This is a genomic window from Brevundimonas sp. BH3 (genome assembly GCF_045345115.1).
Taxonomy (GTDB): domain Bacteria; phylum Pseudomonadota; class Alphaproteobacteria; order Caulobacterales; family Caulobacteraceae; genus Brevundimonas.
In genome coordinates, this window is the sequence record NZ_CP150796.1 from 2,227,909 (window position 1) to 2,252,147 (window position 24,239).

29 protein-coding genes are annotated in these 24,239 nt (G+C 60.4%); 9 read left to right on the forward strand and 20 right to left on the reverse strand.

Going from position 1 to position 24,239, the window contains the following annotated elements; all coding sequences use genetic code 11:
* Positions 1-54 precede the first annotated feature (54 nt).
* Entirely contained in the window at positions 55-264 is a 210-nt protein-coding gene (locus WEU32_RS10905; RefSeq protein WP_312136217.1) for a hypothetical protein, read from the reverse strand.
* Between the two features lie 62 nt (positions 265-326).
* The gene (gene aceA, locus WEU32_RS10910) at positions 327-1,604 is read right to left on the reverse strand and encodes an isocitrate lyase (protein ID WP_406851895.1); all 1,278 of its coding nucleotides are present in this window, start codon (positions 1,602-1,604) and stop codon (positions 327-329) included.
* A 155-nt stretch (positions 1,605-1,759) separates the two neighbouring features.
* Here aceA and WEU32_RS10915 point away from each other — a divergent pair, with 155 nt between their 5' ends.
* Positions 1,760-3,205: a short-chain fatty acyl-CoA regulator family protein gene (locus WEU32_RS10915; RefSeq protein ID WP_406851896.1), complete on the forward strand. Its 1,446-nt coding sequence runs from the start codon at positions 1,760-1,762 to the stop codon at positions 3,203-3,205.
* A gap of 10 nt (positions 3,206-3,215) precedes the next feature.
* Here WEU32_RS10915 and WEU32_RS10920 read toward each other — a convergent pair whose 3' ends face one another.
* Positions 3,216-4,640: a hypothetical protein gene (locus WEU32_RS10920; RefSeq protein ID WP_406851897.1), complete on the reverse strand. Its 1,425-nt coding sequence runs from the start codon at positions 4,638-4,640 to the stop codon at positions 3,216-3,218.
* Positions 4,641-4,735: 95 nt separating this feature from the next.
* On the reverse strand, positions 4,736-5,716 hold the full coding sequence (locus WEU32_RS10925; RefSeq protein ID WP_406851898.1) for a helix-turn-helix transcriptional regulator: 981 nt from the start codon (positions 5,714-5,716) through the stop codon (positions 4,736-4,738).
* Between the two features lie 101 nt (positions 5,717-5,817).
* Here WEU32_RS10925 and WEU32_RS10930 point away from each other — a divergent pair, with 101 nt between their 5' ends.
* Positions 5,818-6,099, forward strand: a complete 282-nt coding sequence (locus WEU32_RS10930) for a hypothetical protein (protein ID WP_406851899.1) — start codon at positions 5,818-5,820, stop codon at positions 6,097-6,099.
* 3 nt (positions 6,100-6,102) lie between these two features.
* On the opposite strand, the gene WEU32_RS10935 is transcribed toward WEU32_RS10930, so the two are convergent.
* From WEU32_RS10935 to WEU32_RS10985, 11 genes are all read right to left on the reverse strand, one after another.
* Positions 6,103-6,480 (reverse strand): cupin domain-containing protein, encoded by a 378-nt coding sequence (locus WEU32_RS10935; protein WP_406851900.1) that lies wholly within the window; start codon positions 6,478-6,480, stop codon positions 6,103-6,105.
* Between the two features lie 74 nt (positions 6,481-6,554).
* Positions 6,555-7,001 carry a hypothetical protein gene (locus tag WEU32_RS10940; RefSeq protein ID WP_406851901.1) on the reverse strand — a complete coding sequence of 149 codons (447 nt, stop codon included), beginning with the start codon at positions 6,999-7,001 and terminating at the stop codon, positions 6,555-6,557.
* Between the two features lie 22 nt (positions 7,002-7,023).
* Positions 7,024-7,767 carry a hypothetical protein gene (locus tag WEU32_RS10945; RefSeq protein ID WP_406851902.1) on the reverse strand — a complete coding sequence of 248 codons (744 nt, stop codon included), beginning with the start codon at positions 7,765-7,767 and terminating at the stop codon, positions 7,024-7,026.
* A gap of 67 nt (positions 7,768-7,834) precedes the next feature.
* Positions 7,835-9,253: an NAD(P)(+) transhydrogenase (Re/Si-specific) subunit beta gene (locus tag WEU32_RS10950; RefSeq protein ID WP_406851903.1), complete on the reverse strand. Its 1,419-nt coding sequence runs from the start codon at positions 9,251-9,253 to the stop codon at positions 7,835-7,837.
* A 24-nt stretch (positions 9,254-9,277) separates the two neighbouring features.
* Complete coding sequence (locus WEU32_RS10955; protein WP_312812322.1) at positions 9,278-9,646, reverse strand: hypothetical protein; 369 nt, start codon at positions 9,644-9,646, stop codon at positions 9,278-9,280.
* Between the two features lie 19 nt (positions 9,647-9,665).
* Positions 9,666-9,950: a hypothetical protein gene (locus tag WEU32_RS10960; RefSeq protein WP_312136196.1), complete on the reverse strand. Its 285-nt coding sequence runs from the start codon at positions 9,948-9,950 to the stop codon at positions 9,666-9,668.
* Positions 9,947-10,228 (reverse strand): hypothetical protein, encoded by a 282-nt coding sequence (locus WEU32_RS10965; RefSeq protein ID WP_406851904.1) that lies wholly within the window; start codon positions 10,226-10,228, stop codon positions 9,947-9,949. Before WEU32_RS10965 ends, WEU32_RS10960 begins: the two co-directional genes overlap by 4 nt.
* A gap of 8 nt (positions 10,229-10,236) precedes the next feature.
* Entirely contained in the window at positions 10,237-10,557 is a 321-nt protein-coding gene (locus WEU32_RS10970) for an NAD(P) transhydrogenase subunit alpha (RefSeq protein ID WP_312812318.1), read from the reverse strand.
* Positions 10,558-10,559: 2 nt separating this feature from the next.
* A complete protein-coding gene (locus WEU32_RS10975; RefSeq protein WP_406851905.1) occupies positions 10,560-11,693 on the reverse strand; it encodes a Re/Si-specific NAD(P)(+) transhydrogenase subunit alpha in 1,134 nt (377 codons plus the stop codon).
* Between the two features lie 139 nt (positions 11,694-11,832).
* The gene (locus WEU32_RS10980) at positions 11,833-12,084 is read right to left on the reverse strand and encodes an aa3-type cytochrome c oxidase subunit IV (protein ID WP_312136188.1); all 252 of its coding nucleotides are present in this window, start codon (positions 12,082-12,084) and stop codon (positions 11,833-11,835) included.
* 84 nt (positions 12,085-12,168) lie between these two features.
* Positions 12,169-13,959 carry a M3 family oligoendopeptidase gene (locus tag WEU32_RS10985; protein ID WP_406851906.1) on the reverse strand — a complete coding sequence of 597 codons (1,791 nt, stop codon included), beginning with the start codon at positions 13,957-13,959 and terminating at the stop codon, positions 12,169-12,171.
* A gap of 116 nt (positions 13,960-14,075) precedes the next feature.
* On the opposite strand from WEU32_RS10985, the gene WEU32_RS10990 reads away from it, so the two are divergent.
* The 3 genes from WEU32_RS10990 (at position 14,076) to hdhA (ending at position 18,272) form a co-directional block, all read left to right on the forward strand.
* Positions 14,076-15,812, forward strand: coding sequence for a DUF4153 domain-containing protein (locus tag WEU32_RS10990; protein ID WP_406851907.1), 1,737 nt, complete (start codon positions 14,076-14,078; stop codon positions 15,810-15,812).
* Between the two features lie 142 nt (positions 15,813-15,954).
* Complete coding sequence (locus WEU32_RS10995) at positions 15,955-17,442, forward strand: sigma-54-dependent transcriptional regulator (RefSeq protein WP_406851908.1); 1,488 nt, start codon at positions 15,955-15,957, stop codon at positions 17,440-17,442.
* Positions 17,443-17,504: 62 nt separating this feature from the next.
* On the forward strand, positions 17,505-18,272 hold the full coding sequence (gene hdhA / locus WEU32_RS11000; RefSeq protein WP_312812305.1) for a 7-alpha-hydroxysteroid dehydrogenase: 768 nt from the start codon (positions 17,505-17,507) through the stop codon (positions 18,270-18,272).
* 4 nt (positions 18,273-18,276) lie between these two features.
* Here hdhA and WEU32_RS11005 read toward each other — a convergent pair whose 3' ends face one another.
* Positions 18,277-18,861 carry a DUF805 domain-containing protein gene (locus tag WEU32_RS11005; protein ID WP_406851909.1) on the reverse strand — a complete coding sequence of 195 codons (585 nt, stop codon included), beginning with the start codon at positions 18,859-18,861 and terminating at the stop codon, positions 18,277-18,279.
* A gap of 45 nt (positions 18,862-18,906) precedes the next feature.
* Between WEU32_RS11005 and WEU32_RS11010 the strand changes: the two genes are divergently transcribed.
* Entirely contained in the window at positions 18,907-19,548 is a 642-nt protein-coding gene (locus WEU32_RS11010; protein WP_406851910.1) for a hypothetical protein, read from the forward strand.
* Between the two features lie 4 nt (positions 19,549-19,552).
* Here WEU32_RS11010 and WEU32_RS11015 read toward each other — a convergent pair whose 3' ends face one another.
* From WEU32_RS11015 to ykgO, 3 genes are all read right to left on the reverse strand, one after another.
* On the reverse strand, positions 19,553-19,897 hold the full coding sequence (locus WEU32_RS11015) for a hypothetical protein (RefSeq protein WP_406851911.1): 345 nt from the start codon (positions 19,895-19,897) through the stop codon (positions 19,553-19,555).
* 16 nt (positions 19,898-19,913) lie between these two features.
* The gene (locus tag WEU32_RS11020; RefSeq protein WP_167177696.1) at positions 19,914-20,150 is read right to left on the reverse strand and encodes a DUF2312 domain-containing protein; all 237 of its coding nucleotides are present in this window, start codon (positions 20,148-20,150) and stop codon (positions 19,914-19,916) included.
* Between the two features lie 250 nt (positions 20,151-20,400).
* Positions 20,401-20,526, reverse strand: a complete 126-nt coding sequence (gene ykgO, locus WEU32_RS11025) for a type B 50S ribosomal protein L36 (RefSeq protein ID WP_003165750.1) — start codon at positions 20,524-20,526, stop codon at positions 20,401-20,403.
* A 271-nt stretch (positions 20,527-20,797) separates the two neighbouring features.
* Here ykgO and WEU32_RS11030 point away from each other — a divergent pair, with 271 nt between their 5' ends.
* Positions 20,798-22,081 (forward strand): lytic murein transglycosylase, encoded by a 1,284-nt coding sequence (locus WEU32_RS11030; RefSeq protein WP_406851912.1) that lies wholly within the window; start codon positions 20,798-20,800, stop codon positions 22,079-22,081.
* A 3-nt stretch (positions 22,082-22,084) separates the two neighbouring features.
* The gene (locus WEU32_RS11035; protein ID WP_406851913.1) at positions 22,085-22,702 is read left to right on the forward strand and encodes a DJ-1/PfpI family protein; all 618 of its coding nucleotides are present in this window, start codon (positions 22,085-22,087) and stop codon (positions 22,700-22,702) included.
* A 3-nt stretch (positions 22,703-22,705) separates the two neighbouring features.
* Here WEU32_RS11035 and WEU32_RS11040 read toward each other — a convergent pair whose 3' ends face one another.
* A complete protein-coding gene (locus WEU32_RS11040) occupies positions 22,706-23,641 on the reverse strand; it encodes a homocysteine S-methyltransferase family protein (protein WP_406851914.1) in 936 nt (311 codons plus the stop codon).
* Between the two features lie 314 nt (positions 23,642-23,955).
* Between WEU32_RS11040 and WEU32_RS11045 the strand changes: the two genes are divergently transcribed.
* Positions 23,956-24,165, forward strand: a complete 210-nt coding sequence (locus WEU32_RS11045) for a cold-shock protein (protein WP_167177694.1) — start codon at positions 23,956-23,958, stop codon at positions 24,163-24,165.
* Positions 24,166-24,239 lie beyond the last annotated feature (74 nt).

The window sequence follows — 24,239 nt, forward strand, 5'->3', positions numbered from 1 at the left end:
GAACCGCCCGAAAAATGATCTTCGGGCGGTTCTGCGCATCCAGAGACACAACTCTTATTCGTAGCCGTGAGCGGCCTCGTTGATGACCTGTGAGGGCATGGACGAAAAATCCACGCTCAAAGGTTTGTTGGCCTTGGCCTGAAGCGTCTTGATGACATGCTCCAGACGGCGGCGCACTTCTTGCGTCGCGTCCGCACCGGCATCCAGATCAAGCGGGGCCAGGCAAAAGTCGATGATGGTCCGTGGGCTGGTATAGGTGGTCATCGCGATCATTCCTTTTTAAGGATCGGACGGAGGCGGATGTCTCCGGCTCCTGTTTGCGGGGATCAGGCGGCGCTGAACTGGGCCGTTTCGGTAGAGTCCTTCAGAGCGGTCGTGGACGACTGGCCTTGCGAGATCACGGTGGCGACATCGTCGAAATAGCCGGTGCCGACTTCGCGCTGGTGGCGGGTTGCGGTGTAGCCGATGGCTTCGTTCGAGAACTCGCGCTGTTGCAGCTCGGAATAGGCGGCCATGCCACGGTCACGATAGCCCGAAGCCAGTTCGAACATGCCGTTGTTCAGGCTGTGGAAACCGGCCAAAGTCACGAACTGGAACTTGTAGCCCATGGCACCCAGCTCGCGCTGGAACTTGGCAATGGTTTCCTTGTCCAGCTTGGCTTCCCAGTTGAAGGACGGCGAGCAGTTATAGGCCATCAGCTTACCCGGATATTTCTTCTGGATCGCCTCGGCGAACTTCTTGGCATCGTCCAGATCGGGGTGGCTGGTTTCCCACCACAGCAGGTCCGCATATTTGGCATAGGACATGCCGCGCGCAATGCAGTGGTCGAGGCCGGTGCCTTCCTTCAGGCGGTAGAAGCCTTCGGGCGTGCGGTTCTCGCGGTCGATGAACGGATGGTCGCGCTCGTCGATGTCCGAGGTGATCAGCTGGGCCGATTCAGCATCGGTACGGGCCACCGTCAGGGTCGGTGTGCCACAAACATCGGCAGCCAGACGGGCCGCGATCAGGTTGCGCTCGTGGGCTTGGGTCGGGATCAGAACCTTGCCGCCGAGGTGGCCGCACTTCTTCTCCGAAGCCAGTTGGTCCTCGAAGTGGACGCCCGCGGCACCGGCTTCGATGAAGGCCTTCATGATTTCAAAACTGTTCAGCGGACCACCGAAACCGGCTTCGGCGTCGGCCACGATCGGGGCGAACCAATCACGCTTGGCACCACCCTCGGCATGTTCGATCTGGTCGGCACGCTGCAAGGTGCGGTTGATGCGGCGGCACAGTTCCGGCGCGGCATTGGCCGGATACAGTGACTGGTCAGGATACATGGCGCTGGCGGTGTTGGCGTCGGCTGCAACCTGCCAGCCCGACAGATAGATGGCCTTCAGACCTGCACGAACCATCTGCATGGCCTGGTTGCCGGTCACTGCGCCCAGAGCATTGATATAGGGTTCCGAGTGCAGCAACTCCCACAGACGATTGGCACCGCGCTCGGCCAGCGTATGGGTGATCGGCACCGAGCCGCGCAGACGCAGGACATCTTCAGGCGTGTAGGGGCGTTCGATACCGTCGAAACGGCCAGAGGGCGAAGGAATCAGATCTGCAAAGGTCGTCATTGTCGTTCTCGATTTGCGAAGGGCGCGGCCACAGCCGTCGTTGCCTCCAGAGAACACGCCAAAGTCACAAATGACACACCACCAGCACCAAGATTAAAGTCACTTAGTCACAATATGACTTGACGCATTTAGTCATATTGTGACCTATCTTTGATATGCAGGATAATGCCGACCGCAAACTGTTTCTGGGTGCCCGCCTCAAACGGGTGCGCCGCGACCTTGGCCTGACCCAGACCGCCATGGCCGAAGACCTCGGCGTGTCGCCATCGTATCTGAACCATATCGAGCGCAACCAGCGCCCCGTCTCGGCGCAACTGCTGCTGAAACTGGCCGAGACCTATGATGTGGACCTGCGCACGCTGAACCAGTCGGGCGCGGTCGATGCGGCCCGCCTGACCGAAATACTGGCCGATCCGGTGTTCAAGGGTTTCAGCGCCCCGCGTCACGAACTGATGCAGGCCATCGAAGAAGCGCCCGCCGTGGCCGAGGCTTTGCTGCGGCTCTATCAAACCTTTGACGATCAGCGCGCCCGCATGCGTGCCGCCAGCGAACAGGGCGAAGGTCTGGATGACGGTGCCCCCGCCGACTGGGTGCGCGAATATCTGCAATCGCGCGGCAACCATTTTCCCGAACTGGACACCTTGGGCGAAAACCTGTTCGCCGCCCTGCAAGCCGACCGCCCGCCCCACGCCGAAGGGTTCGAGCCAGCGGCGCGTCAACGCCTTGCCGCCCGTCACGGGCTAACGGTCCGCACCCTGCCCGCCGAGGTCATGGTGCAGTGGACGCGCCGTTTTGACCTGCATATGCGCCGCCTGTTGCTCAGCGAGACACTGGGCCCGTCGTCGCGCGCCTTTGCCGTCGCCTATCAACTGGCTCTGTCCGAACACGGCAGCGAACTGAACGCCATGGTCGAGGCTGCCCATACGCCGGACCAACCAACCCGCAGCCTTCTGAAAGTGGCCCTGACCAACACACTGGCCGCTGCGATCCTGATGCCCTATGCCGCTTTCCAGCGTCTGGCCGACGAAAGCCGCTATGATATCAGTCGGCTACAGGCCAAGTTTGGCGTGTCATACGAACAGGCCGCCCATCGCCTGACCACCCTGTCACGCCCTTCGGCGCGCGGTGTGCCCTTCTTTCTGATGCGGGTCGATCAGGCCGGCAACATATCCAAACGCTATGCCACCGGCGCGTTTCCGTTCTCGCGCTTTGGCGGTGCCTGCCCGCGCTGGCGCCTGCACTCGGCCTTTCGCACACCGGGCCGGATCATCACCCAGATCATCGAAACGCCGGAACAGGACGGCAAACCCGCCAGCCGCTGGTTCACCTTTGCCCGCACGGTTAGCCGTCAGGGCCATGACGGCATGGGCGACAATCAGGATCTGGCCATCGGCATGGGTTGCGAGTTGCAACACGCACATCGTTTGATCCATGCACATGGGCTGGACCTGACCCATCCCGAGGTCACGCCGATCGGCCCCGCATGTCGGCTATGCCACCGCCATCCTTGTGCCGAGCGGGCCGCAGCCCCTATCGACCGCCCTCTGGCCGTCGATGACTGGGCCAAGTCGGTCAGTCCCTATCCGTTCGCACCCGCCTAGATATTGGCGCTTAACGCAGAACCACGCGTCCGTCCTGCAAGGTCACATCCCAACCTTCCAGCAGGGTCAGCACACTGGCCGCCGGATCGGGCGCACCCGTATTGATCATTTCCAGCATCAGGCGGGCCTGCTCCATACGCGCACCCGCCGCCGCATAATGGATCAACCACTCGCTGGAGGTCAGCACGCCGTCATCGCGGTTGGCATCAATCAGCGGACCAATGAAATCTAGGAAATCGCCGCCCGTTTTGCGCTTTTGTGCCGCCTCGGCCGACATGGCAAACACCGCGCCGCAAGCATAAAAGGCGCGATGCTCGCCGCGCGCGCCCGCCTCGGCGACAGGCTTGGCTCCGTATTTCACGCAGTCGTCGATCTCGGTCTGAAGCTCGGCCTTGTCATTATATGATGGATCGCGCGCCTTTAGCGCCCGCACGGCCATCAGATCGGCCCCGCCCTCGGTGATCCAGCTATCGCGGGCATATTCATAGCGCACGGTCTGGCCCAACCAGAAATGCGCCGCCTCATGAGCAATGAACCACAGGGCACGTTCGCGCACCCTGTCCGTTGGCTGGGTGATCCCCTGCCCTTCAAAATTCATCACGATCAGACCCGGCAGAACACTTCCGCCCATACTGGTCATCCGTTCGGTCGCGCCCCGCCATGCCGCCATCAGCACAGGCTTTTGCGCACCCGCAGACGCCGGTCCCAGACGCTGGCGATACCACTGCCCTGTCACCGGAGCCGCCTCTGACAAGGTGGCCGCCATCCAGTCCGGCAAGGCCGGATCAATCACCGCCGTCAGACCTTCGCTGCGGGTCACATCGGCATCGCCCAGCAGCACATAAGACCGTTCATGCTGGGTAATCAGGTACGGGCGGCGCTCGCCCGCGAACAATACCGGCCCCGCCTGATCGCGCCACGACACCTGCGTCGGGCCGACATGCGTATCCACTCCGTTCAGGTCCGAAGGCAGGGCTGCCACCTCGGCCACGCTGCCCATCGGAAACACCGACATCTGCCCCGTCGGCAGGGCCACCGCCCCGTTGGTAAAGCTCAGGGTCGGGTATTCAGCCTCCAGATTCACACTCTTGGGTCGCACGCGGATTTCCACCGTGCGCGGGACGGGGCTGCCGTCTTCCGTGCGCAAAAAATCGTAATGACCCGTCCGATCCAGCACCACATTGGGCGTCATCACCGTCCACTGGGTCGGTCGCCATGGCTGGCGCACCTCGCTGATCAGGGCCGAATCCGTAAAGACCCAAACCGCCGCATCGCGATCCATTTCATAACGGACCAGCAGGGTCTCGCCCTGCCGCTCGACCTCGGCACGCGGAGTCATAGGTGCTTGCTGCGCCAGGACGCTGCCCGATGCACAACCCGAAACCGCTGCGGCCATCAAGGCCAGACCCGCCACCATAGGGATACCGATACGCAAAGCTTAAATCTCCCGATTACAGGGCCAGCCTAGCCAGCAAACCCCGCCTGTCAGCTTACAAATCGGCAAGATACAGCCACGGTTCCGTCACGCCGTTATCCGGCAATGGTGGCGCGGGCCTTTTCCAGTTCCTCGGCCATGACATCTTTCAAACGTTCGGGCTGGATGATCTGGGCCTGCCCGCTCCAGCTAAACAGATGCCATGCCAGTTCGCGCATACCCGAAGCGCGAAAGCGTACCAGAACCGAACCGTCATCCTGATTTTCCAGCGTCTGGGTCGGGTGCCAGCGCCAACCGCGTGCCTCGTCGGCGGCTTCGGGTGCAATCTTGAGCACCACATCCTCGATCTGGTCCTGATAGATGCCGAAGGACTGGGTGGCAAAAGCCGACAGATCAAAGTCTGCGGGCGGACGGGCCATGCCCTCGCCGGTGCCGACACTGCTCATCCGGTCCAGACGGAAGGTCTGGACCCTGTCCGCATCCGGCACGTGGGCCACCAGATAGTTGGCGCGGCCAAACATCAGACCACAGGGCGTGACCGTGCGGGTGCGTGCCTCGGCCCCCGGTCGGGCATAGATGAAATGCAGCGGCTGTTCGGCCAGTATCGCCCCGCGAATAGTGGCCAGAACCGCCTCGTCCGCGCCTGGCCTTGGGCCCGCCTGAACGGCAATCGTCTCGGCCCGAACCAGAGCTTCCAGATCAGGGGCCATCCGGTTCAGGGTTGTAGAGCGCATGGCCGCCTTGATCTTACGTTCCAGCCCCTGCAACACCGCCGCCCGCGACGGCTCACCCGAGGCATGCAGCCCTGCCGCCGCCTTGGTCAGTTCCAGCATTTCGGTCGCCGTCGGGGCCTGCTCGAATGACGAAAGCCCGCCACGGATACGCCAGCGCTTGGTGGGCGGGTCGCTGATTTCCTCGGCCTGCGGAAACAGCATCAGCACCGCATCGCGCATGCGCTCGGCGGTGCGTCGCCCCACCCCCATCTGGGATGCCATTTCATTGATAGTCAGGCCCTCGGCACTGGCCGCCATGCCGCGTGCCAGATCGATAACCATGGCCGCCTTATCATGCCGCATGAAACTTCTCCACAGATGTACGTCCGATTTAGTCGCAATACTGTTTCATAACCATCCTGTCAGCAAGAGGCAGACGCCTCCACAGCAGGAGTTTTTCACAGATGGCTTTCTCGTTCGCCCGCCCCGCCGCCGCCAATGCCAACCGCGCCGCCCAAGGCCCGTATGCGGTCGCCCCGACCCTGCGCCCGTTCGAGCGCAAGAGCTTTGCCGAGCGCTATCTGATCGTACCGTGCGAAACGGAAACCGATCTGGCCGTTATCTGGGATCGTCAGGAAGAACAGGTGGTCGATGTGATCTGCGCACCGCTGGGCCGCTATTCCGACGAAGACGCGATGTGGGACGAGTTCCGCGCCGCCTCGGACAACCCTGCCATGGCGGCTTGATCCTCAGTGAAGCTGCGGATCGGGCTTGGCGATACGACCCGCCAGCGCCCATGCACCTTGCGGCACCAGACGCACCCACGCCCCCGCCGGTGCGCTCATCCAGTGGCCGTCACCCGCATTCGAGCTTTCGCTGTGAACCGGCCCGCCCGTAGCGATTTCCAGCCTCAGCGGCCCACCCATATAGCAGGTCCACATCTCTTCCTGATCCATCGGCACCCATTGCGGATCACTGTCCGCGATCAAAAGCCGATAGGTCGCCACACGTTCGGCATCCGCTTCCTGCCCCGGAAACAGGCGAAAATATCCGCCCTCGGGGTGTGGTGACAGACCCAGATTCATCGCCACTTCCTCGGCGGTGAAGTCGTCTTCGCTGTCGCTCATGATCGTGGCCGCGCATGGTGCATACCCAGCCTATAAGGTGATCCGTCCGCCCCTGCCAAGGCAGCCGCAACTCTTCAAGGCTTAGGCTGGCGCGGATCGGCAGGGTGCCATTCGCCGTTTTCGAAAATATAGTCGCCACCCCCCATCCAAGGCACACCACGCATTACCCCCCGCTGAGCGCCCGAGGCGCTGACATAATAGCGGACACCCGCACGAAGGGGCGATGCAGGCACTATGGTTTCAAACCCCTTCGGGGCTTGCCCGTAAATGACCTTGTCCAGTCTACGGCACCTGCCACCCTCGGCCTGAACCGACCAGACAGGGGCCATTCGCGGGCGCGACACGTCCTGAACAGACAAGGCATTCACACAGGCCTTTTCCGGCTTGGCGACATCATTGCCGAAACGGGCCACAGGCTGTTCCAGCGAACCGCCAATATGCACCCCGATCATCGCCGAGCACGCGGTCAATAAAGCAAACGCCGGCACCACAAGGGCACCGGCGCGCAACATCACCATCATTCTCGTCACGACCGAACCGGCATCAGCAACGGCCTAGCGGCGTGTAACCGACCTCGATCTCGTCGATACGAACATCCTTCAACTCGCGACGGGCCATGGCATCAAACTCGCTGGTGCAGTTGAAGCCTGTGTCGATCACATAGTCCTCGCCCTTCTTAGCCTTGATGGCGTCGCGAATGCGGAAAGAGGCATCAATCGTCGGATCACTGACCAGTACCGCCGCCGCGCGAATGCCCGGCATGGAACGCAAGCCCTCGCTTTCCAGATAGACCCACGGATCGGCCGCATTGCCACACAGGGTCAGGCAGTCGGCTTTGAACTTGGTATTGTCGCGGCTGGTTGCGAACTCGCCCATGGTCAGGTTCAGTGTCTGAGGCAGATCAAACGCCTTGAGCGCGGCCATGGCCTGAGCCGAGCAGGCCTGCGTCATCGGGACGATATAGCCCGAGACCGCATTGTCGTCGATGTGGACACGAACCTGACACGTCCCGATCTCATAGGTGCGCTCATCGCCCGATACGGTTCGGGCCGGACCCAGCTTGGATTCCAGATAGGCCACCTGAACGCCCATCATGGCGTCCATCACCACGCCCCCTGCCGGAGCCGCAGCCGCATCACCACCCTCTGCGGCGGCCTCGGTACCCGCCTCGGCCACCGTCACCTGTGCCTCGGCCGGTTTGGCAGCATCGTCTTTCGGACCACAGGCGGCCAGTGCCACGAAGCTGCTGACAACAGCGACCGACTTCATCATTCCACGAACCGTCATAACCCCTCCAAAGCCTAATATGACAATGGCGTTCAACGCCTTTGACGGCAGATGGTTCGCTAGGAACCTAGAGACCTTTGACGATGCCCTCGACCATCTTCTTGGCATCGGCAAACAGCATCATGGTGTTGTCGCGGAAGAACAGCTCGTTCTCGACACCGGCATAGCCCGCCGCCATGCCGCGTTTGACGAACAGCACCGTGCCCGCCTTTTCGACATCCAGAATGGGCATGCCATAGATCGGGCTTTGCGGATCGGTCTTGGCCGCAGGATTGGTGACATCATTGGCCCCGATGACAAAGGCCACATCGGCAGATGCAAACTCGGAGTTGATGTCCTCCAGCTCGAACACCTCGTCATAGGGCACATTGGCCTCGGCCAGCAGCACGTTCATATGGCCCGGCATACGGCCTGCCACAGGGTGAATGGCGTATTTTACCTCGACGCCCTCTTCCTTCAGCTTGTCGGCCATTTCACGAAGGGCATGCTGGGCCTGTGCCACCGCCATGCCGTAACCCGGCACGATGATGACCTTGGAAGCGTTCTTCATGATGAAGGCGGCGTCTTCGGCAGAGCCCTGTTTGACAGGGCGTGTTTCCACGCGGCCATCACCGCCACCGGCGCTCGCATCGGCCCCGAAACCGCCAAGGATCACGCTGATGAAGCTGCGGTTCATGCCCTTACACATGATGTAGCTGAGGATCGCACCGGACGAGCCGACCAGAGCGCCGGTAATAATCAGGGCGATGTTTTCGAGCGTAAAGCCCAGCGCCGCCGCCGCCCAACCCGAATAAGAGTTGAGCATCGACACCACCACCGGCATGTCCGCACCGCCAATGGGAATAATCAGGGTCGCACCCAGAACCAGCGCAATGGCAAAGACCAGCCAGAAGGCCCAGATCGCCGTCCCGCCCGTGCCGATCAGAATACCGATCAGGAACACCAGCGCCGCCAACAGACCGATATTGATCAGATGACGTGCGGGCAAAAGGATCGGCGCACCGCTCATATTACCGTTCAACTTGGCAAAGGCGATGACCGAACCGGTAAAGGTAATGGCCCCGATGGCCACGCCGAGGCTGAGCTCAACCAGAGACAGGGTCTTGATGCCGCCGCTGGCGGTCGCAATGCCAAAGGCGTCGGGCGCATAGACCGCCCCCACGGCCACCAGACAGGCCGCCATACCGACCAGAGAGTGGAACGCCGCCACCAGTTGCGGCATGGCCGTCATCGGCACGCGGTTGGCGATAATCGCCCCTGCACCGCCTCCGACAATCACACCACCCGCAATCAGGGCCAGCGTCACCGGATCAAGCGCACCCGTGCTGGCCAACAGCGCAAGCGTCACGCCAATGGCCAGCGTCATGCCGGTCATGCCGAGCATATTGCCACGACGGCTGGTTTCGGGGCTGGAGAGGCCACGGAGGGAGAGGATGAACAGCACCCCCGCCACCAAATAGGCCAGTGCTGCGATAGAAGCCTTCATTACCCCTCCCCCTTGATCTCCGGATCAGAAGACGTTGATGATCGCCGGTGTCGTTCCCGTGGAACCGGCTGCGGTTGGCGTGCCGTCCTTGACCAGCGCCACCCCGATATTTCCCTCGCCCGACAGGCGGGTCAGGGTGCAGCTGCCGTTGTCTGCTGGCAGATTTCCCTGCGACGGGCCTTTGCCTTCGCGGGTCATGCGGTTCTGGTAGACGCCACGGATCGCCACCGGACGGAAACGACATTCCAGACGCCATGCCGCGCCTTCCTGTGCAGCCACAGCCCACGGCAGGCCACCGGCGAGGTTGCCAGCCACTTCCTTGGGTTGTGCCGTCGCAGCAGACGCCGCCAACAGAGCCGCACCAGCAGTCAAAATCGAAACAACGGTCTTCATTACAGTCACTCAGTCACAGTCAGGATTTGATAAAACTCTGGGTCCGGATCAGACGCCATAAGGCAGAGCTTATGAACAGTGGTCCGAGGATAACCAGAAGCCAATCCAGAAAATTCAATTCTCGTCCGCGCAAGGCATAAAGCGCCAGATTGGCCGAGAACACGATCACCACGCCACAGTCCTGATAACGCAGTCGAACCAGGGGCGGCAGCGCCTTGCTCCAGCTCCACATCCACAGGCCGAACCCATAGGCAATCAAACCCCAGGCCAGATAGATCGAAGCATCGACAGGCGTCATAGTCATGCCTTGCTCTGGCGGCGGATCGCCCGCACCGTCAACAGAACCATCAGCAAAGCCCCCACGCCAAAGCCCGCAGCCGCATCGGTTTCACCGCTCTGGTAACGATCCAAACCCAGAACGACGAAGAACACACCTACAGCCGCTGGGTAGCCGATCGTCACCACCGCCTCCACCGCACGTCGTACCTTTTGGGGTAGACGTGAACTGAAGGCCACCAACACAATGACCAGCGCAATTGCCACGGCCATAATCGTTGTGACCAACGCCGGTAAAATACTCATACCCATACTCAACGCTTATCCTTTTTGCGGTACATGGCCAGCATCCTGCGCGTGACCATGAAGCCGCCGAAAATATTCACACTGGCCAAGGTGACAGCCGCAATACCGGCTCCCTTGGCAATCCACGCCTGTGCCCCACCAGCCCCTTGCCCGCTAAAGGCCGCCGCCGCCATCAGGCCGCCGACGATAATCACCGAGGAAATGGCATTGGTCACCGCCATCAGCGGCGTATGCAGGGCGGGCGTGACGCTCCACACCACATAATAGCCCACGAAAATGGCCAATACGAAGATGGCTAGACGAAAGACGGTAGGATCGACGTATTCCATTTTCAGCCTCCAAGCCCCTCATGCACCACCTGCCCCTGATGGGTGACTATGGCGGCTTTCAGGATTTCATCTTCCAGATCAATAGCCAGCACCCCGTCCTTCACCATCAGGCCGACAAAGGCCACGAGGTTGCGGGCATAGAGCGCACTGGCATCGGCGGCGATACGTCCGGCCATATTGTTCCAGCCGACAATCTTTACGCCATTGGCTGTGGTGGCAATCTGGTCGGGCTTTGAGCCTTCGACATTGCCGCCCGCCTCGACGGCCAGATCGACAATCACCGATCCCGCCTTCATCGAGGCCACATGCGCAGCCGTGACCAGACGCGGGGCCGCGCGCCCCGGGATCAGGGCCGTGGTAATCACCACATCCTGTTTGACGATGTGGCTCGCGGTCAGCTCGGCCTGTTTGGCCTGATATTCGGCAGACATCTGCTTGGCATAGCCGCCCGCCGTTTCAGCGGCTTTGAACTCTTCGTCCTCGACGGCCACAAACTTGGCCCCGAGGCTCTCGACCTGTTCCTTGGCAGCGGGGCGCACATCGGTCGCCGTGACCACCGCGCCCAGTCGCCGCGCCGTGGCAATGGCCTGAAGCCCCGCCACACCTGCCCCCATCACAAACACCTTGGCCGCCGCCACCGTACCCGCCGCCGTCATCATCATGGGAAAGCCGCGACCATAGGTATGGGCCGCCTCGATCACCGCGCGATATCCAGCCAGATTGGCCTGTGACGAAAGCACATCCATCACCTGTGCGCGGGTGATACGCGGGACAAACTCCATGGCAAAAGTCGTGGCCCCCTGCCCCTTCAGGGCATCAACCGTCGCCTTGTCGCGATAGGCATCCAGCATACCCACCACCACCGCACCCGATTTAAGGGCGCTGGTTTCCGATGCGGTCGGGCCGCGCACCTTGAGTAAAATGTCGGCACCCGCCAGCACCGCTGCCAGATCGGTCGTGACCTTGGCGCCGGCAGCCACATAGTCGACATCGGGAATCGAAGAGCCTGCGCCGGTGCCTGATTCCACTGTTACCGTGGCCCCTAGCGCCACAAGCTTCTTCACGGTTTCCGGTGTCGCGGCACAACGGGATTCCCCCTCGCGGCGCTCGCGGGTTACGGCGATGGCGATGGCCAAGATAATGCTCCTGATTTCCCTCAAAAATCAGTGTTAGATAATCATCTCCACCAATCAAGGTGCCACAACGTTAAATCGCGCAATAAAAAAGCCCGCCATCATCTGGCGGGCTTTTTAAAAGGACAGAACTGTCCCGATTTTAGTGTTCAGCGGTCTTTTTGTCGCGCAGCAGCACAATGCCTACCGCCGTCACCACAATCGCCGAAAGCGCACCGGCAATGAAACCGGCACCCACAGCAAACCAAACGGTCAGCATCAGGATCAGGGCCGCCATCGCCAGCGAGCACCACTTGGTCATGCTGATAAACAGCTTGAACATCGATTCCTGCGCCGCGATTTCCATCTGACCGTGGACGTGATCGTAGGCGGTTTCTGCGTGCTGTTCAGCCATGAGACTTCCGAAAAAAAGAGTCGATATATGAAACGTCTTATAGCGGCACCGCTGCGGCACTCAAGCCCGCGCGGCCTACATGCTTCAAATCAGTGCTTCGAACTGGTCCACCAGATGCTCAAGTCGCTTGGTGCCAATGGTCCAGAAGGCCGGATCACGAGGATTGAGGCCGAACGGTTCCAATGCCTCGACATAGGTTTTCGTCCCGCCATCGGCCAGCAACTGTCGATATAGCGGCGTAAAGCCTTCAGGATCTTTCGCCCGTGTTTCCATCAGTGCCGCTACCAAAAGGTCACCGAACGCATAGGCATAGACATAGAAGGGCGAATGGACGAAGTGGCTGACATAGGCCCACCAGTTCTCGTAGCCTTCAAGGTTTACCGACGGGCCAAGGCTGGCGGTCAGTTCCTCTGTCCATATCTGGCTAATGCGCTCGACCGACAACTCGCCCGAGGCGCGTTCGTCGTGCAGACGGGTTTCAAAGCGGTGGAAGGCGATCTGGCGCACCACTGTGTTCAGACCGTCCTCGATCCGCCCCGCCAGTAGTGCTCGGCGGTCCTCGTCGGTCGCCTCCGACAGCAAGCGGTCAAAGGTCAGACCCTCGGCAAAGATCGATGCCGTTTCCGCCAGTGTCAGAGGCGTATCGGCCAGCAAGCTACCCTGCTCTGCGGCCAGTGTCTGGTGCACACCATGACCCAGTTCGTGCGCCAGCGTCAGCACATCGCGACGCTCGCCCATCCAGTTCAGAAACACATAGGGGTGGGTGCCTGCCGTCACCGGATGCGAATAGGCGCCCGACTGTTTGCCTGCACGCGGACGGGCATCAATCCACGGACGATCAAAGAACCAGCCCGCACGCTCGGCAAAGTCACCGCCGAGGTCCGCAAAGCTGGCCATGACCAGTTCGCGCCCGCCCTTCCAGTCATAGGTCTTGGCACCGGCTGCCCCCAAGGGGGCATTGCGGTCCCAGTGGTTCAACCGGTCCTGACCCAACAGCTTGGCCTTGAGCGCATAATAGCGATGGGCGATGCGTGGATAGGCCTCGGCCACCGCATCGGCCATGGCATCGACGGATTCGCCGTGAACCTCGTTGCCCAGATGGCGGCTGTCAGCCGGACGGACAAAGCCGCGTTTCTTGTCTTCCAGTGCTTTTTCAGCAGCCACCGTATTCAGCACCATGGCCATGGTGCGGGTGATGCCGTTGAAGGCTTCGGTCATGGCCTGACCGGCCTTGCGGCGCACCTCGGCATCGGTATCGCTGAGACGGTTCAAACCTTCGGACAGGGTCAGCTTCTCGCCATCCACATCGGCCCGCATGGCCGCCAGTGTCTCGTCGAACAGGCGTGGCCACTGGGCCGAGAGCGGCCCGCGCTCGGCGATAAAGGTTTCCAGTTCCTCAGAAAGCTCGTGCGGTTTCATTGCGCGCAAACGGCGCAACCATGGCGACCAGCGACGGGCAGGCTCATAGGCTTCCAGCGCCGCTTTCACGGCATCATCGTCCAGTCCGTTAATTTCCAGCGTCACCCAGACCGTGGGCGTGGCAATGGCCGTGATCTTTTCGCGCAGGTCAGCTTCAAAGCTTTGTGCCGCTGCGTTTTCGCGGTCGGTCGAGGCCCCGAGGAAGGCGAATGCCCCCAGAGCGCCGAGGATTTCCCCCGCCTCTTCATAAAGGCGGATGGCATGATCCAGCGCCTTGCCCAGTTCCTCACCGGACAGGGCCGGCAGCTTGCCCTGATAGGCGTTCAACTGCCCCACCAGATCACGGGCACGGTCCAAATCAGTACCGATGCGCGCATCTTCGCGCGAGGCATAGAGATCGGACAGGTCCCACAGAGGGGCATCGGCGAATTCAGTCGGTTTGACGGGCGCGTTCATGCCTATGGTTTTGGGGAGCCGCAGGTCCTCTGGCAAGGGTGCATTGCGTAACTGTCACTTGTCACAGGCATGTAAGCTGCCATCTTGGCGAACTGAATCCTGATGGGGGTAAAGCCATGGATCGCCTGTTTTCGCCCAATAGCCGCACCGGATTGCGCCGGACGCAGCCACAAGAAGGACCGCCGCGTCTGCTGGTCCGTCTGGTGCTGGGCCTGATACAGGGCGCACTGCTGTATGGTCTTTATCGCACCACCAAGCTGAACGACATCAATACAGGTTTTCTGGCCGCATGGGCGCTGGTCGCGGCCTATGCTGCGCCAGTCGGTCTGGCTGCAATCGGTCAGATTTCCCTTCGGGCCAGTCTGGTCTGGACAGGAATCGCCACGGCAATTCTGGCGGCTATCGGTCTCAGTAGCGGCCTTCTGCCGGATAATGACAACGTCTTTCTGGTTATGGCCATCTGCCTGCCTGCGGCCCTGTTCTGTGCCCACCACCTGATTATTCCCGCTCTGCGCAGTGGTCAGGCCTTTGCCCCCTATGACCAGTATTACGAAACGGCATGGAAGGCCGGTATCCAGCTGGTTCTGGCCCTGATGTTCCTTGGCGTGTTCTGGCTGATCCTGTGGCTGGGCGCGGCCCTGTTCAATGCCATCGGCATCGATTTTGTCGGGAATCTGATTTCCGAGGAATGGTTCGTTTTCTTCGCTTCTTCGCTGTTGTTTGCCCTCGGCGTCGAGCTTAGCGATGTACGCGACGGCCTGACACAGGGCATCCGTACCGTGGCCCTGACCCTGCTGTCATGGCTGTTACCGGTGGCTGTGTTCCTGGCGGCGGCCTTCTTGATCACCTTGCCACTGGCCGGTCTGTCGGAACTACACACCTCGCTCAGCCCTTCGGGTCTGATGCTGGCCGCATCGGCAGGTCTGATTATCCTTATCAACACCGCCTATCAGGATGGTGGCGAGCATCTGACCGGCACCGCTTTCCTGCGTATGACCTTGCGCGTTGGCTGCGTGCTGTTGCTGCCGATGATCCTGTTTGCGCTGTGGGCTGTCTCGGTACGGATCGGCCAGCATGGCCTGACCGTGTCGCGCATTGTCGCCATTACGGCGGCGGTGATCGGTCTGATCTATGCCATCGGCTATGTGCTGGCCCAGTTCATGGGCCGCAATCGTGGCGGTGGCTGGCTGCCATGGCTGGAGGGCACCAATGTGGTCGCCGCCATCATCACCACCGCGACACTGATAGGTTATTCGACGCCGTGGCTGAACCCGCAACAACTGTCGATCAACAACCAGTTGGCCCGTCTTGAAAGCGGTAAACTGACAGCCGATGCCATTCCCTATTCGTGGCTGGGCTGGCAGGCTGGTCCGCGCGGGCGCGCCGCCCTCGAAGAACTGGCCAAGTCCAAAGACTCCGCGATTGCCAGCAAGGCCAAGGCAGCGCTGGAAAACCGCTATGTCGAGCCGGTTGCCTATACCCCTTCTGTGACCATGCTGCCTGAAGGCACCGCCCTGCCCGAAGGTTTTGCAGAGGCGCTCAAAACGTCTCAGTTCGGCTACGAATGTCCTCAAAATGATCCCTGCACAGCGCGACTGTATGATTTTGACGCTGACGGGGCAGAAGACATCCTTCTGGCCGTCTACGGACAAATCCGTGTCTATAGTCGGGACACTGAAGGTTCATGGGCTCACAAGGGCAGTTTCACGCGCCGCGACAGCTGCGGAATCATGCAGCCCAAAAACGCCCTTAAGGATAATGCGCCCAAGGCTGGTCTTCTCAATTCCATACAGCCTATTGAATTAGGTGAACATGTTCTGGATTTCGCGCCTGAAAAGGTCTGCCAACCTTAAAGGAAATTAAGCTTAACCATTAACTTAGCTACCCTTTTCGGGAAACCCCATCTTCACAAGTGCCGTTTAGAGACACTAGGTAACAGTGACCGTCCATCTCAAAAAAGGACGGCGCGACAGTGGTGAAGTGAAGGGGTTTCCCATGGGTAAGACCGTTCTGGTTGTCGATGACGACCCGACCCAGCGCCGACTGATTCAGGCGGTTCTGGATCGTGAAGGCTATGCGGTTGTCCATGCCGAGAACGGTGGTGAGGCCATCGACCGCTTGACCAAGGGCGGTGGTGCCGATGTGGTGCTGCTGGATCTGGTCATGCCCGGGGGTCTGTCCGGCCTTGAAACCCTTGCCGAGCTACGCACCGCTGGAGTCAATATTCCGGTTATTGTGCTGACAGCCAATGGCGGCATTGAAACCGTGGTCAAGGCCATGCAGGCCGGTGCCCAAGACTTCTTCGTCAAACCCGTCGGGCCGGAGCGCCTGCTGATCGGCGTGCGTAACGCCCTTCAGATGACCCAATTGACCGCCGAGATCGGTCGCCTGAAAAAACGCGCCACCGGCCGCACCAGTTTTGACGATATCGTCGGCGACAGCGCCCCGATGCGTATGGTCAAGGCGCTGGGTGTTCGCGCAGCCAAGTCCTCCATCCCTGTGCTGATTACGGGCGAAAGCGGCGTCGGCAAGGAAGTGATTGCCCGCGCCCTGCACGGGGCCAGCAACCGATCCGGCAAGCCCTTTATCGCCGTCAACTGTGGTGCGCTTCCGGCCAATCTGGTGGAATCCATCCTGTTCGGACACGAAAAGGGTGCTTTTACCGGCGCGCATGAAAAACATGCGGGCAAGTTTGTAGAGGCCAATGGCGGCACCCTGTTCCTTGATGAAATCGGCGAACTGCCGCTGGATATTCAGGTCAAGCTGCTGCGTGTGCTTCAGGAAAGCGAAGTTGATCCGGTCGGCGGCAAACGCCCCGTAAAGGTCGATGTGCGTATCGTCTCGGCCACCAACCGCGATCCTGCCCAGCAGGTCAAAGAAGGGGCCTTCCGCGAAGACCTGTTCTATCGCCTGAACGTCTTCCCGATCGAGGCACCGTCCTTGCGCGAACGCCGCGAAGACATTCCGGCACTCGTCGAGCATTTCATCACCCGCTTCAATATCGAGGAAAGCAAGCGCATCGTCGGTTGCTCGCCCGAAACCATGGCCCTGCTGCAAGCCTATGACTGGCCGGGCAATGTGAGACAGTTGGAAAACACCATCTATCGCGCTCTGGTTCTGGCCGATTCACCTATCCTGCAACCGCATGACTTCCCGTCAGTCTCTGGCATTGCCGCACCGCTGGAGGCTCCGGCCCCTGCTCTTGGGGGGCCGGATGGCGAGGCCATTGCAGCCGCCAGTCATACACAGCCCGTCGCGTCCGCCTCTTCCACCCCCGCGAGCGACAGCCCGATCCGTATCACAGATGATCGCGGCCATGTCCGCACGCTGGAAGAAATCGAGCGCGATCTGATTCAGCACGCCATTGAGGTCTATTCCGGTCATATGTCGGAAATCGCCCGCCGTCTCGGCATCGGACGCTCAACCCTCTATCGCAAGGTGCGTGAACAGGGTCTGGAAGACCACATCAAGGAAGCTGGCTAAACGGAACCACTGGTGCCCGTCCCGACTTCTCCTTTCAGGCACAGCCTTGACGGGAGAGCGGGATGGATATCCAGAACATGTTCCGGTTGGATGGCGATGTCGCCATTGTCACCGGTGCCGCGGACGGTATCGGACGCGGCATAGCGGAAACCTTTGCCCGCGCCGGTGCAGCGGTTGTGGTGACCGATCTGAACAAGGACGGTGCCGAGGCTGTGGCCAAGGGCATAGTGGACAATGGTGGTCAGGCCATCGGCCTTGAATGCAATGTCACCGACGAAACCCAGCGTCAGACCGTAATCGATGCGGCCCTTAAAAGCTTCGGCAAGATCACCCTATTGGCCAATAATGCCGGTGGAGGCGGGCCAAAGCCGTTCGACATGCCGATGAAGGATTTTGAATGGGCGTTCGAACTGAACGTCTTTGCCATGTTCCGCTTCATGCAGATGGTCGCCCCTCATATGGAAGCGGCAGGTGGCGGGGCCGTGCTCAATATCTCGTCCATGGCTGGCGAGAACAAGAACATCCACATGGCCTCATACTCGTCGTCCAAGGCGGCAGTAAACCATCTTACGCGCAATGTCGCCTTTGACCTTGGCCCCAAGGGCATCCGTGTCAACGCCATTGCACCGGGGGCCATCAAAACCCACGCCCTCGCCAAGGTGCTGACGCCCCAGATCGAGGCCGCCATGCTGAAACACACCCCTCTGGGACGGCTGGGCCAGACACAGGACATCGCCAATGCGGCCCTGTTCCTGTGCTCGCCTGCCGCCGCATGGGTCAGCGGTCAGGTCCTGACCGTATCGGGCGGCGGCACACAGGAACTGGACTAGGCCTTCAGGCCGGCTCAAGCCCATAACGGTTCGGATCGGCTTTGCCTTTTAGACACAGGAAGACGATCAGGGTCACCAGTGAGGCCATGTAAAGCAGGTTGCCCAACATGACACTCAAGAAGCCGAATACGAAACTCATATCCGCTGCGGGATCATTCGTCGGCACCTCTTCCCCGAGCGATTGAAACAGCAGGCCAAAGCCTGACATCATCGCCACCAAAAGCCCGACCGGGATCAGCGCCCAAAGGCCGCTCAGCCCCCGATCATGCAGTCGTCGCGATACGGCTGCCGCAAGAAGGCAGACCAAAAGCAGCACACCCGCCACCATCGTTCCGATAAAAGCGATCACGAAATTCGCGTCGTCTCCCGATGCCATAGCCGTAAACATCACCAGATTGCCGACAACACCCTGCAATACAAACCACACGGCACATACCACCCCCGCATAGGGCCAGAACTGGCTCCTGCGGTCGCGCCCTTTGAAGTCGGCCAGTTTTTTAAAGCCGCGCACAATAGGATTCATCGTTCCCCCCGATGTCATAAAACCTTGTCCGGATCGCACGGTTCGACGGTTTGGCCAATCGGACAAAACATGCTCCTTTAAGGCCAACCTAAACAGTAAGAGGGGTTACTCGTGATCAAACAGACTGCTTTTGTTGCCGCCGCTGCGATGTTGTTGCTGGCCGGTTGTTCACAAGGCGCAACGCCTGCCGAGAATACACAATCGGCCAAGAGCAATTTCAAACTGCCGGACACCTGCAAGGACCATTATCTTCTGGCCGCCATGCCCACGCCTGCGGATCTTGGTGGCAAGTCGCTGACCTCGGTGGAATGCCAGCCCTTCTCGGTTGAAATGGTCTGGGGTGACGAGATGTCTCCCACCAAGATCATTCTGGTCGATTCCCAAGGTCCAAACGGCGATTTGCCAGCCGGTCTTGCCGATATGGGTCGTAAGCTGCCGATGGACGCTTCAAGAACGGCCATCACCATGACCAAGGGTGTGCAGGAAGCCGCCCTCGCCTATCCGGCCTCTATGGCCGAACTGGGCGGCGAAGATTATCTGTCGATCGTCAAAGAAGCTGGCGGCGGTCTGGTCTATGCCCTTCCCGTCGAGCCCAAGGATGCTGGCGGTGAGGTCGGCGCTCTGATCGGCATCGTCAAGGACCGCTATTCCCTGACAATCGGTATCGAGGATGGCAATATTATCGGTATTACTGCGGGTGAAGCCGCCTATGCGCCGTGGCTGTCCGCCCTGCGCCTGTCGGCACTGCAATAGGTCTCTATTCGTCGTTGATATCGCGAGAGGGGTACGGGGTCCGTGCCCCTCTTTTGCGTTGTGGGGCCGAACGGTTTTCGCCGTTAGCCTTTCTGGCAATCTCTTTAAGTTTCCGCCCCTGCATGGCTGACAGGGCCTGACCGGGACCGCCCAGCTCCGGATCGCCAAAGGCGCGGCCATGTGCCTTTACACGCTCGCTAACCGAGGACAGGAACTCGTCCTCCCATTCGGACAGCGAAACGCCCGCCTGCTCTGCCGAGCGGCGGGCGCGCTTGAGGGCGTTCAAGGCCGCCCGTTGGGCCGCCTTGCGCTGTAGCTCATAAGGACTGGCAGGAGGCTTTCGCTTCAAGCCCGACCCCGCTGGCTTAGATTTCGCCCAGAGCCGACAGGTACAGGTCGAGGATCGCTTCCTCTTCCTGACGCTTGGCCTTGTCCTGCTTACGCATGCGGATGACCTTGCGCAGGACCTTCACGTCATAGCCTTCGCCCTTGGCCTCGGCGAAGACCTCCTTCATGTCTTCCATGACGGCTTTTTTGTCTTCTTCCAGACGTTCGATACGCTCGATGATAGTGCGCAAACGGCCTTGGGCCGCGGCGGTCATGACTTCTGGGTTTTCGAAGGATGCGTCGTCCAAGGTGGACCTCCGGCGAACTGGCGGAAAAAAGGATTGGCAGGCGACTAATCACGCCCGCGCCTCTGGCTCAAGTCAGAGATTCGAAAAACAGTGTCTGCGTTGGATTGCCAGACATAAAGCAGAAAAGGCCACGAACCTAAGTTCGTGGCCTTTGTAGATTCTGCATCTACCAGCAAGACAGGAGCGCGCCGGACAGGCGCGCTACAGTCGCGCAATCTTAGCCTTGCTTGGCCTTGAAGCGCGGATCGGTCTTGTTGATGACGTAAAGAACGCCCTTACGACGAACAATCTTGCAGTCGCGGTGGCGACCCTTCAGCGACTTGAGCGAGCTACGGACCTTCATGGTCGGACGTCCCGTATGATTGGAGGCCCGTGAGGGCGGAAAAATAACGAAGCCACAGGTAAACCTGCGGCGGAGCGGTGCCTATAGAGAGCTATGGCCCTGTCGTCAACATCTAGCGGCCGCTTGCCAGTCGATACACGCGCCTCGCTCTCCTCTAACCACCGGAAATGACGAAAAGGTTAGCGGCACCTTAAGCCTTTTGTTTGAAACTCGTTCTGCCGTCGCGCGCTTGTGATTGGTCGTTATTTTTAAGGGCGTTAGCCTAGTGCTCATGCGAAATACTTTCCGCTTACTCCTTGTGGCTTCCGTGGCGGCTTGCAGCCCTATGGTCCCCCAGCCCGCCCCTGTCGCGCCGACTGTGCCGCCTGCTCAAACGCCCGCACAGACGGAGGCTACACCCACGCCGCCTGCACAGCCGGATCTGACGCCCGCCTATGACCACGCCAGTTTCGATGCGTGGAAAGAAAGCTTCCTGGAGCGTCATGGCGGCAATAAGCGTTGGGAATATGCCCGCGAACTTCAGAACGTAACGCCCAATCCCAGTGTCATTCGTCTGGATCGCAACCAGCCAGAATTTTCGCGCCCGGCAGGCTCCTATATCCAGAACGCCACCACACCCGCCAGAATCGCCATGGCCCGCCAGCGTGTGGACCGTGTGCCGTGGTCTGTGACCCAGCGATTCGGCGTTCCCACCGAGATTCTTCTGGGCATCTGGGCGCAGGAAAGCGCCTTTGGTCAGGTTCAGGGCGATTTCGACGTCATCCGCTCGCTGGCGACGCTGGCCTATGATGGCCGCCGCCGTGAATGGGCCGAGGGTCAGCTTAAAAACGCCCTCGATATCGTTGTCAGCGGCAAGCGCGACCGCTCCGGCCTGACCGGCAGCTGGGCCGGTGCCATGGGCCACACCCAGTTCATGCCCGACAACTATCTGCGTCTTGGCGTTGACCAGAATGATGACGGCAAGGTCGATATCTGGGGCTCGGACGCCGATGCCCTCGCCTCCGCCGCCAATCTGTTGGCTCAGGCCGGATGGAAACGCGGTCAGGGCTGGGCCTATGAAGTCATCCTGCCCGCCAACTTCGACTACACCCAAGCCGAGGGACCAAAACACAAATGGTCCTACTGGCAGTCACGCGGCGTGCGACTGGCCAATGGTCAGGTGTTGAACGACGCCGAGATGAACGAAGACGCCACCATCCTGCTGCCGCAAGGCGCCAAGGGTCCTGTCTTCCTCGCCCTGCCCAACCACTATGTGATCCGCCGCTATAACAACTCGGTCAGCTATGCGCTGGCGATCGGCCTGATTGCCGATGGCGTGGCGGGCAAACCACCTCTGGTTGCCACATGGCCTAATGACGGCCCGCTGACCCGTGAACAGCGTGTGGGGGCGCAGACGGCCCTGACCAAGATGGGCTATGACACCCAAGGCGTGGATGGCGTTATCGGCTCCAATACCCGCGCCGCCCTGCGCCGCTGGCAGGCTGCCAATGGCCGCACTGCCGATGGCTATCTGACCGATGTTCTGGCCGAAGAACTGATCCGCAAGGCACGCTAAGTCATGAAGATTGCGGTTCTGACGCTCGATGGCTTCAACGAGCTGGATTCCTTCATTGCCGCTGGAATCCTGAACCGCATGCGCGCCAAGGGCTGGGAAGCGCTGATCACCACGCCGACGAAGGAGGTCACCTCGATGAACGGGGTGACCATTCGCGGCCAGCGCGGTCTGGATTTTATCGAACAGGCCGATACCGTCCTGATCGGCAGCGGCATCAAGACCCGCGACTTTGCCGCCGATAGCGATTTTCTGGCGTCGCTTAAGCTTGATCCATCACAGCAACTGATCGGGGCGCAATGTTCCGGCACTCTGCTGTTGGCCAAGCTGGGCCTGATCGGCCAGCTTCCCGCCTGTACCGACCTGACCACCAAGCCCTGGGTCATCGAGGCGGGCGTGAATGTCATCAACGCGCCGTTTGTCGCCCACGGCAATGTTGCCACGGCTGGCGGCTGTATGGCCTCGCAATATCTGGCTGCATGGATGATTGCCCGCATGGCCTCGCAAGCCGATGCCGACGAAGCCATCCACTATGTGGCTCCGGTGGGCGAGAAGCAGATCCATGTCGATCTGGCCCGCAACGCCATCGCCGCCTTTACAGACCCGACGAAACAGGTGGCCTGAGCTCTAGCGCCCCACGGCCTCGGCAATGCGCGTCACATGGCGCAGGTCCGCACCGCAGCACGCGCCCCACACCTTCAGCGAAGGCATACGGCGACCCAGCAGCCCGTGAAGAAGGCCGAACTCCTCCGGATCGCCATCATCCAGATTAGGGGCCTCGTCCAGTTGGGCATGGCTGCGCCGCGACGCATTGGCCCGCACCCCGCCAATACGACTGGTCCACGCCTCTTGCGTCAGAACCGGCGAGAAATGATCGGGATGGGCGCAGTTGATCATGAAATAGGCCGCACCTGCGCCGGTTTCGTCATCGACCTGCTGGATGGCTTCGCCCAGTGACTGCCCGTCAGGCAAGGCCCCGTCCGTCTCGACCGTGAAGGACACCACCGCAAGTAATCCCTGCGCCTGTGCCGCCTTCACAAAGCCCACCGCCTCGGACGCCTGATTAAAGGTCAGCCCCGTCACCATATCGACCTCGGTTTCGGCCAGCCAACCCAGTTGCTCGCTGAAATAATCGGCGGCTTCATGCGCTGAAATGTGGTGTTCGGGACGATAGGCATCGCCCCTTGGCCCGACCAAGGCCCCCAGCACGACCGGACGGCTATTGTCGGCGCGATCTCGCAAGCTGGCGGCAAAGGCCACGGCCCTATGATTGGCATCGCGCAAGTCCGCGATGGAAGCGCCCAGATCCGCCGCCCAGCAGCGATGCGCCTTCCACGTCACGGCATCCAGCACAAAGCCCGCATCCATTGTGTGCGCCAGTTGCAGGAAGCCGTTGAAATAGGCCTCCAGCGCCGTAATCCCTTCGGGGCTATCCAAAAGGGTGTGGGCGGCAAATTCGCGGATCGGAATATGTCGGTTGAAGATCAGGTCTGTTTCCAACCCCGCATCGGTCAGGAACAGACCGTCGCCAAGCTGGGGCAGTGCATTTCGAAAACGTGACATGCGGGCCTCCCGCCTTCGTCAGCGTGAACCCCTTGCTGCCTCTATATCACAGCTTGTTACCCACCCGAACCCGACGGGTCAGGCGACAGACGCGAGCGCGCTAAAGCATTGAAAACATGCCCGTCACAGGCCGTCTCAAAACCATTATAAAATTAAAATTATCAAATTCCTGAAATCTCGCCTATATTGGCTGTGTCGAATATCTCTGCGCAACGCTCTATCTTCTATGCAACGCATTGAGATCTTCCGTTTCCTTAGACCCGACCACCTTCAGGACTTTTCCCTGCGGGTAATTTTTTTCGGAGGTCATGGAAATGGCTACTGGTATCGTCAAGTGGTACAACCCCACCAAAGGTTTTGGTTTCATCGCTCCTGATCAAGGCGGCGACGATGTTTTCGTACACGCAACCGCCGTTGAACGCGCTGGCATGCGTGGCCTGAACGAAGGTCAAGCTATCTCGTACGAACTCGAGCGCGATCAGCGTTCGGGCAAGACCTCGGCTGGTCAGCTGCAAGCTGTCTAAGTCCTGAGATTGCTCGACGACCCGGATCACTCCGTGCCGTTGTGATCCGGAGCATCGAACAAAGAAGCCCCGCT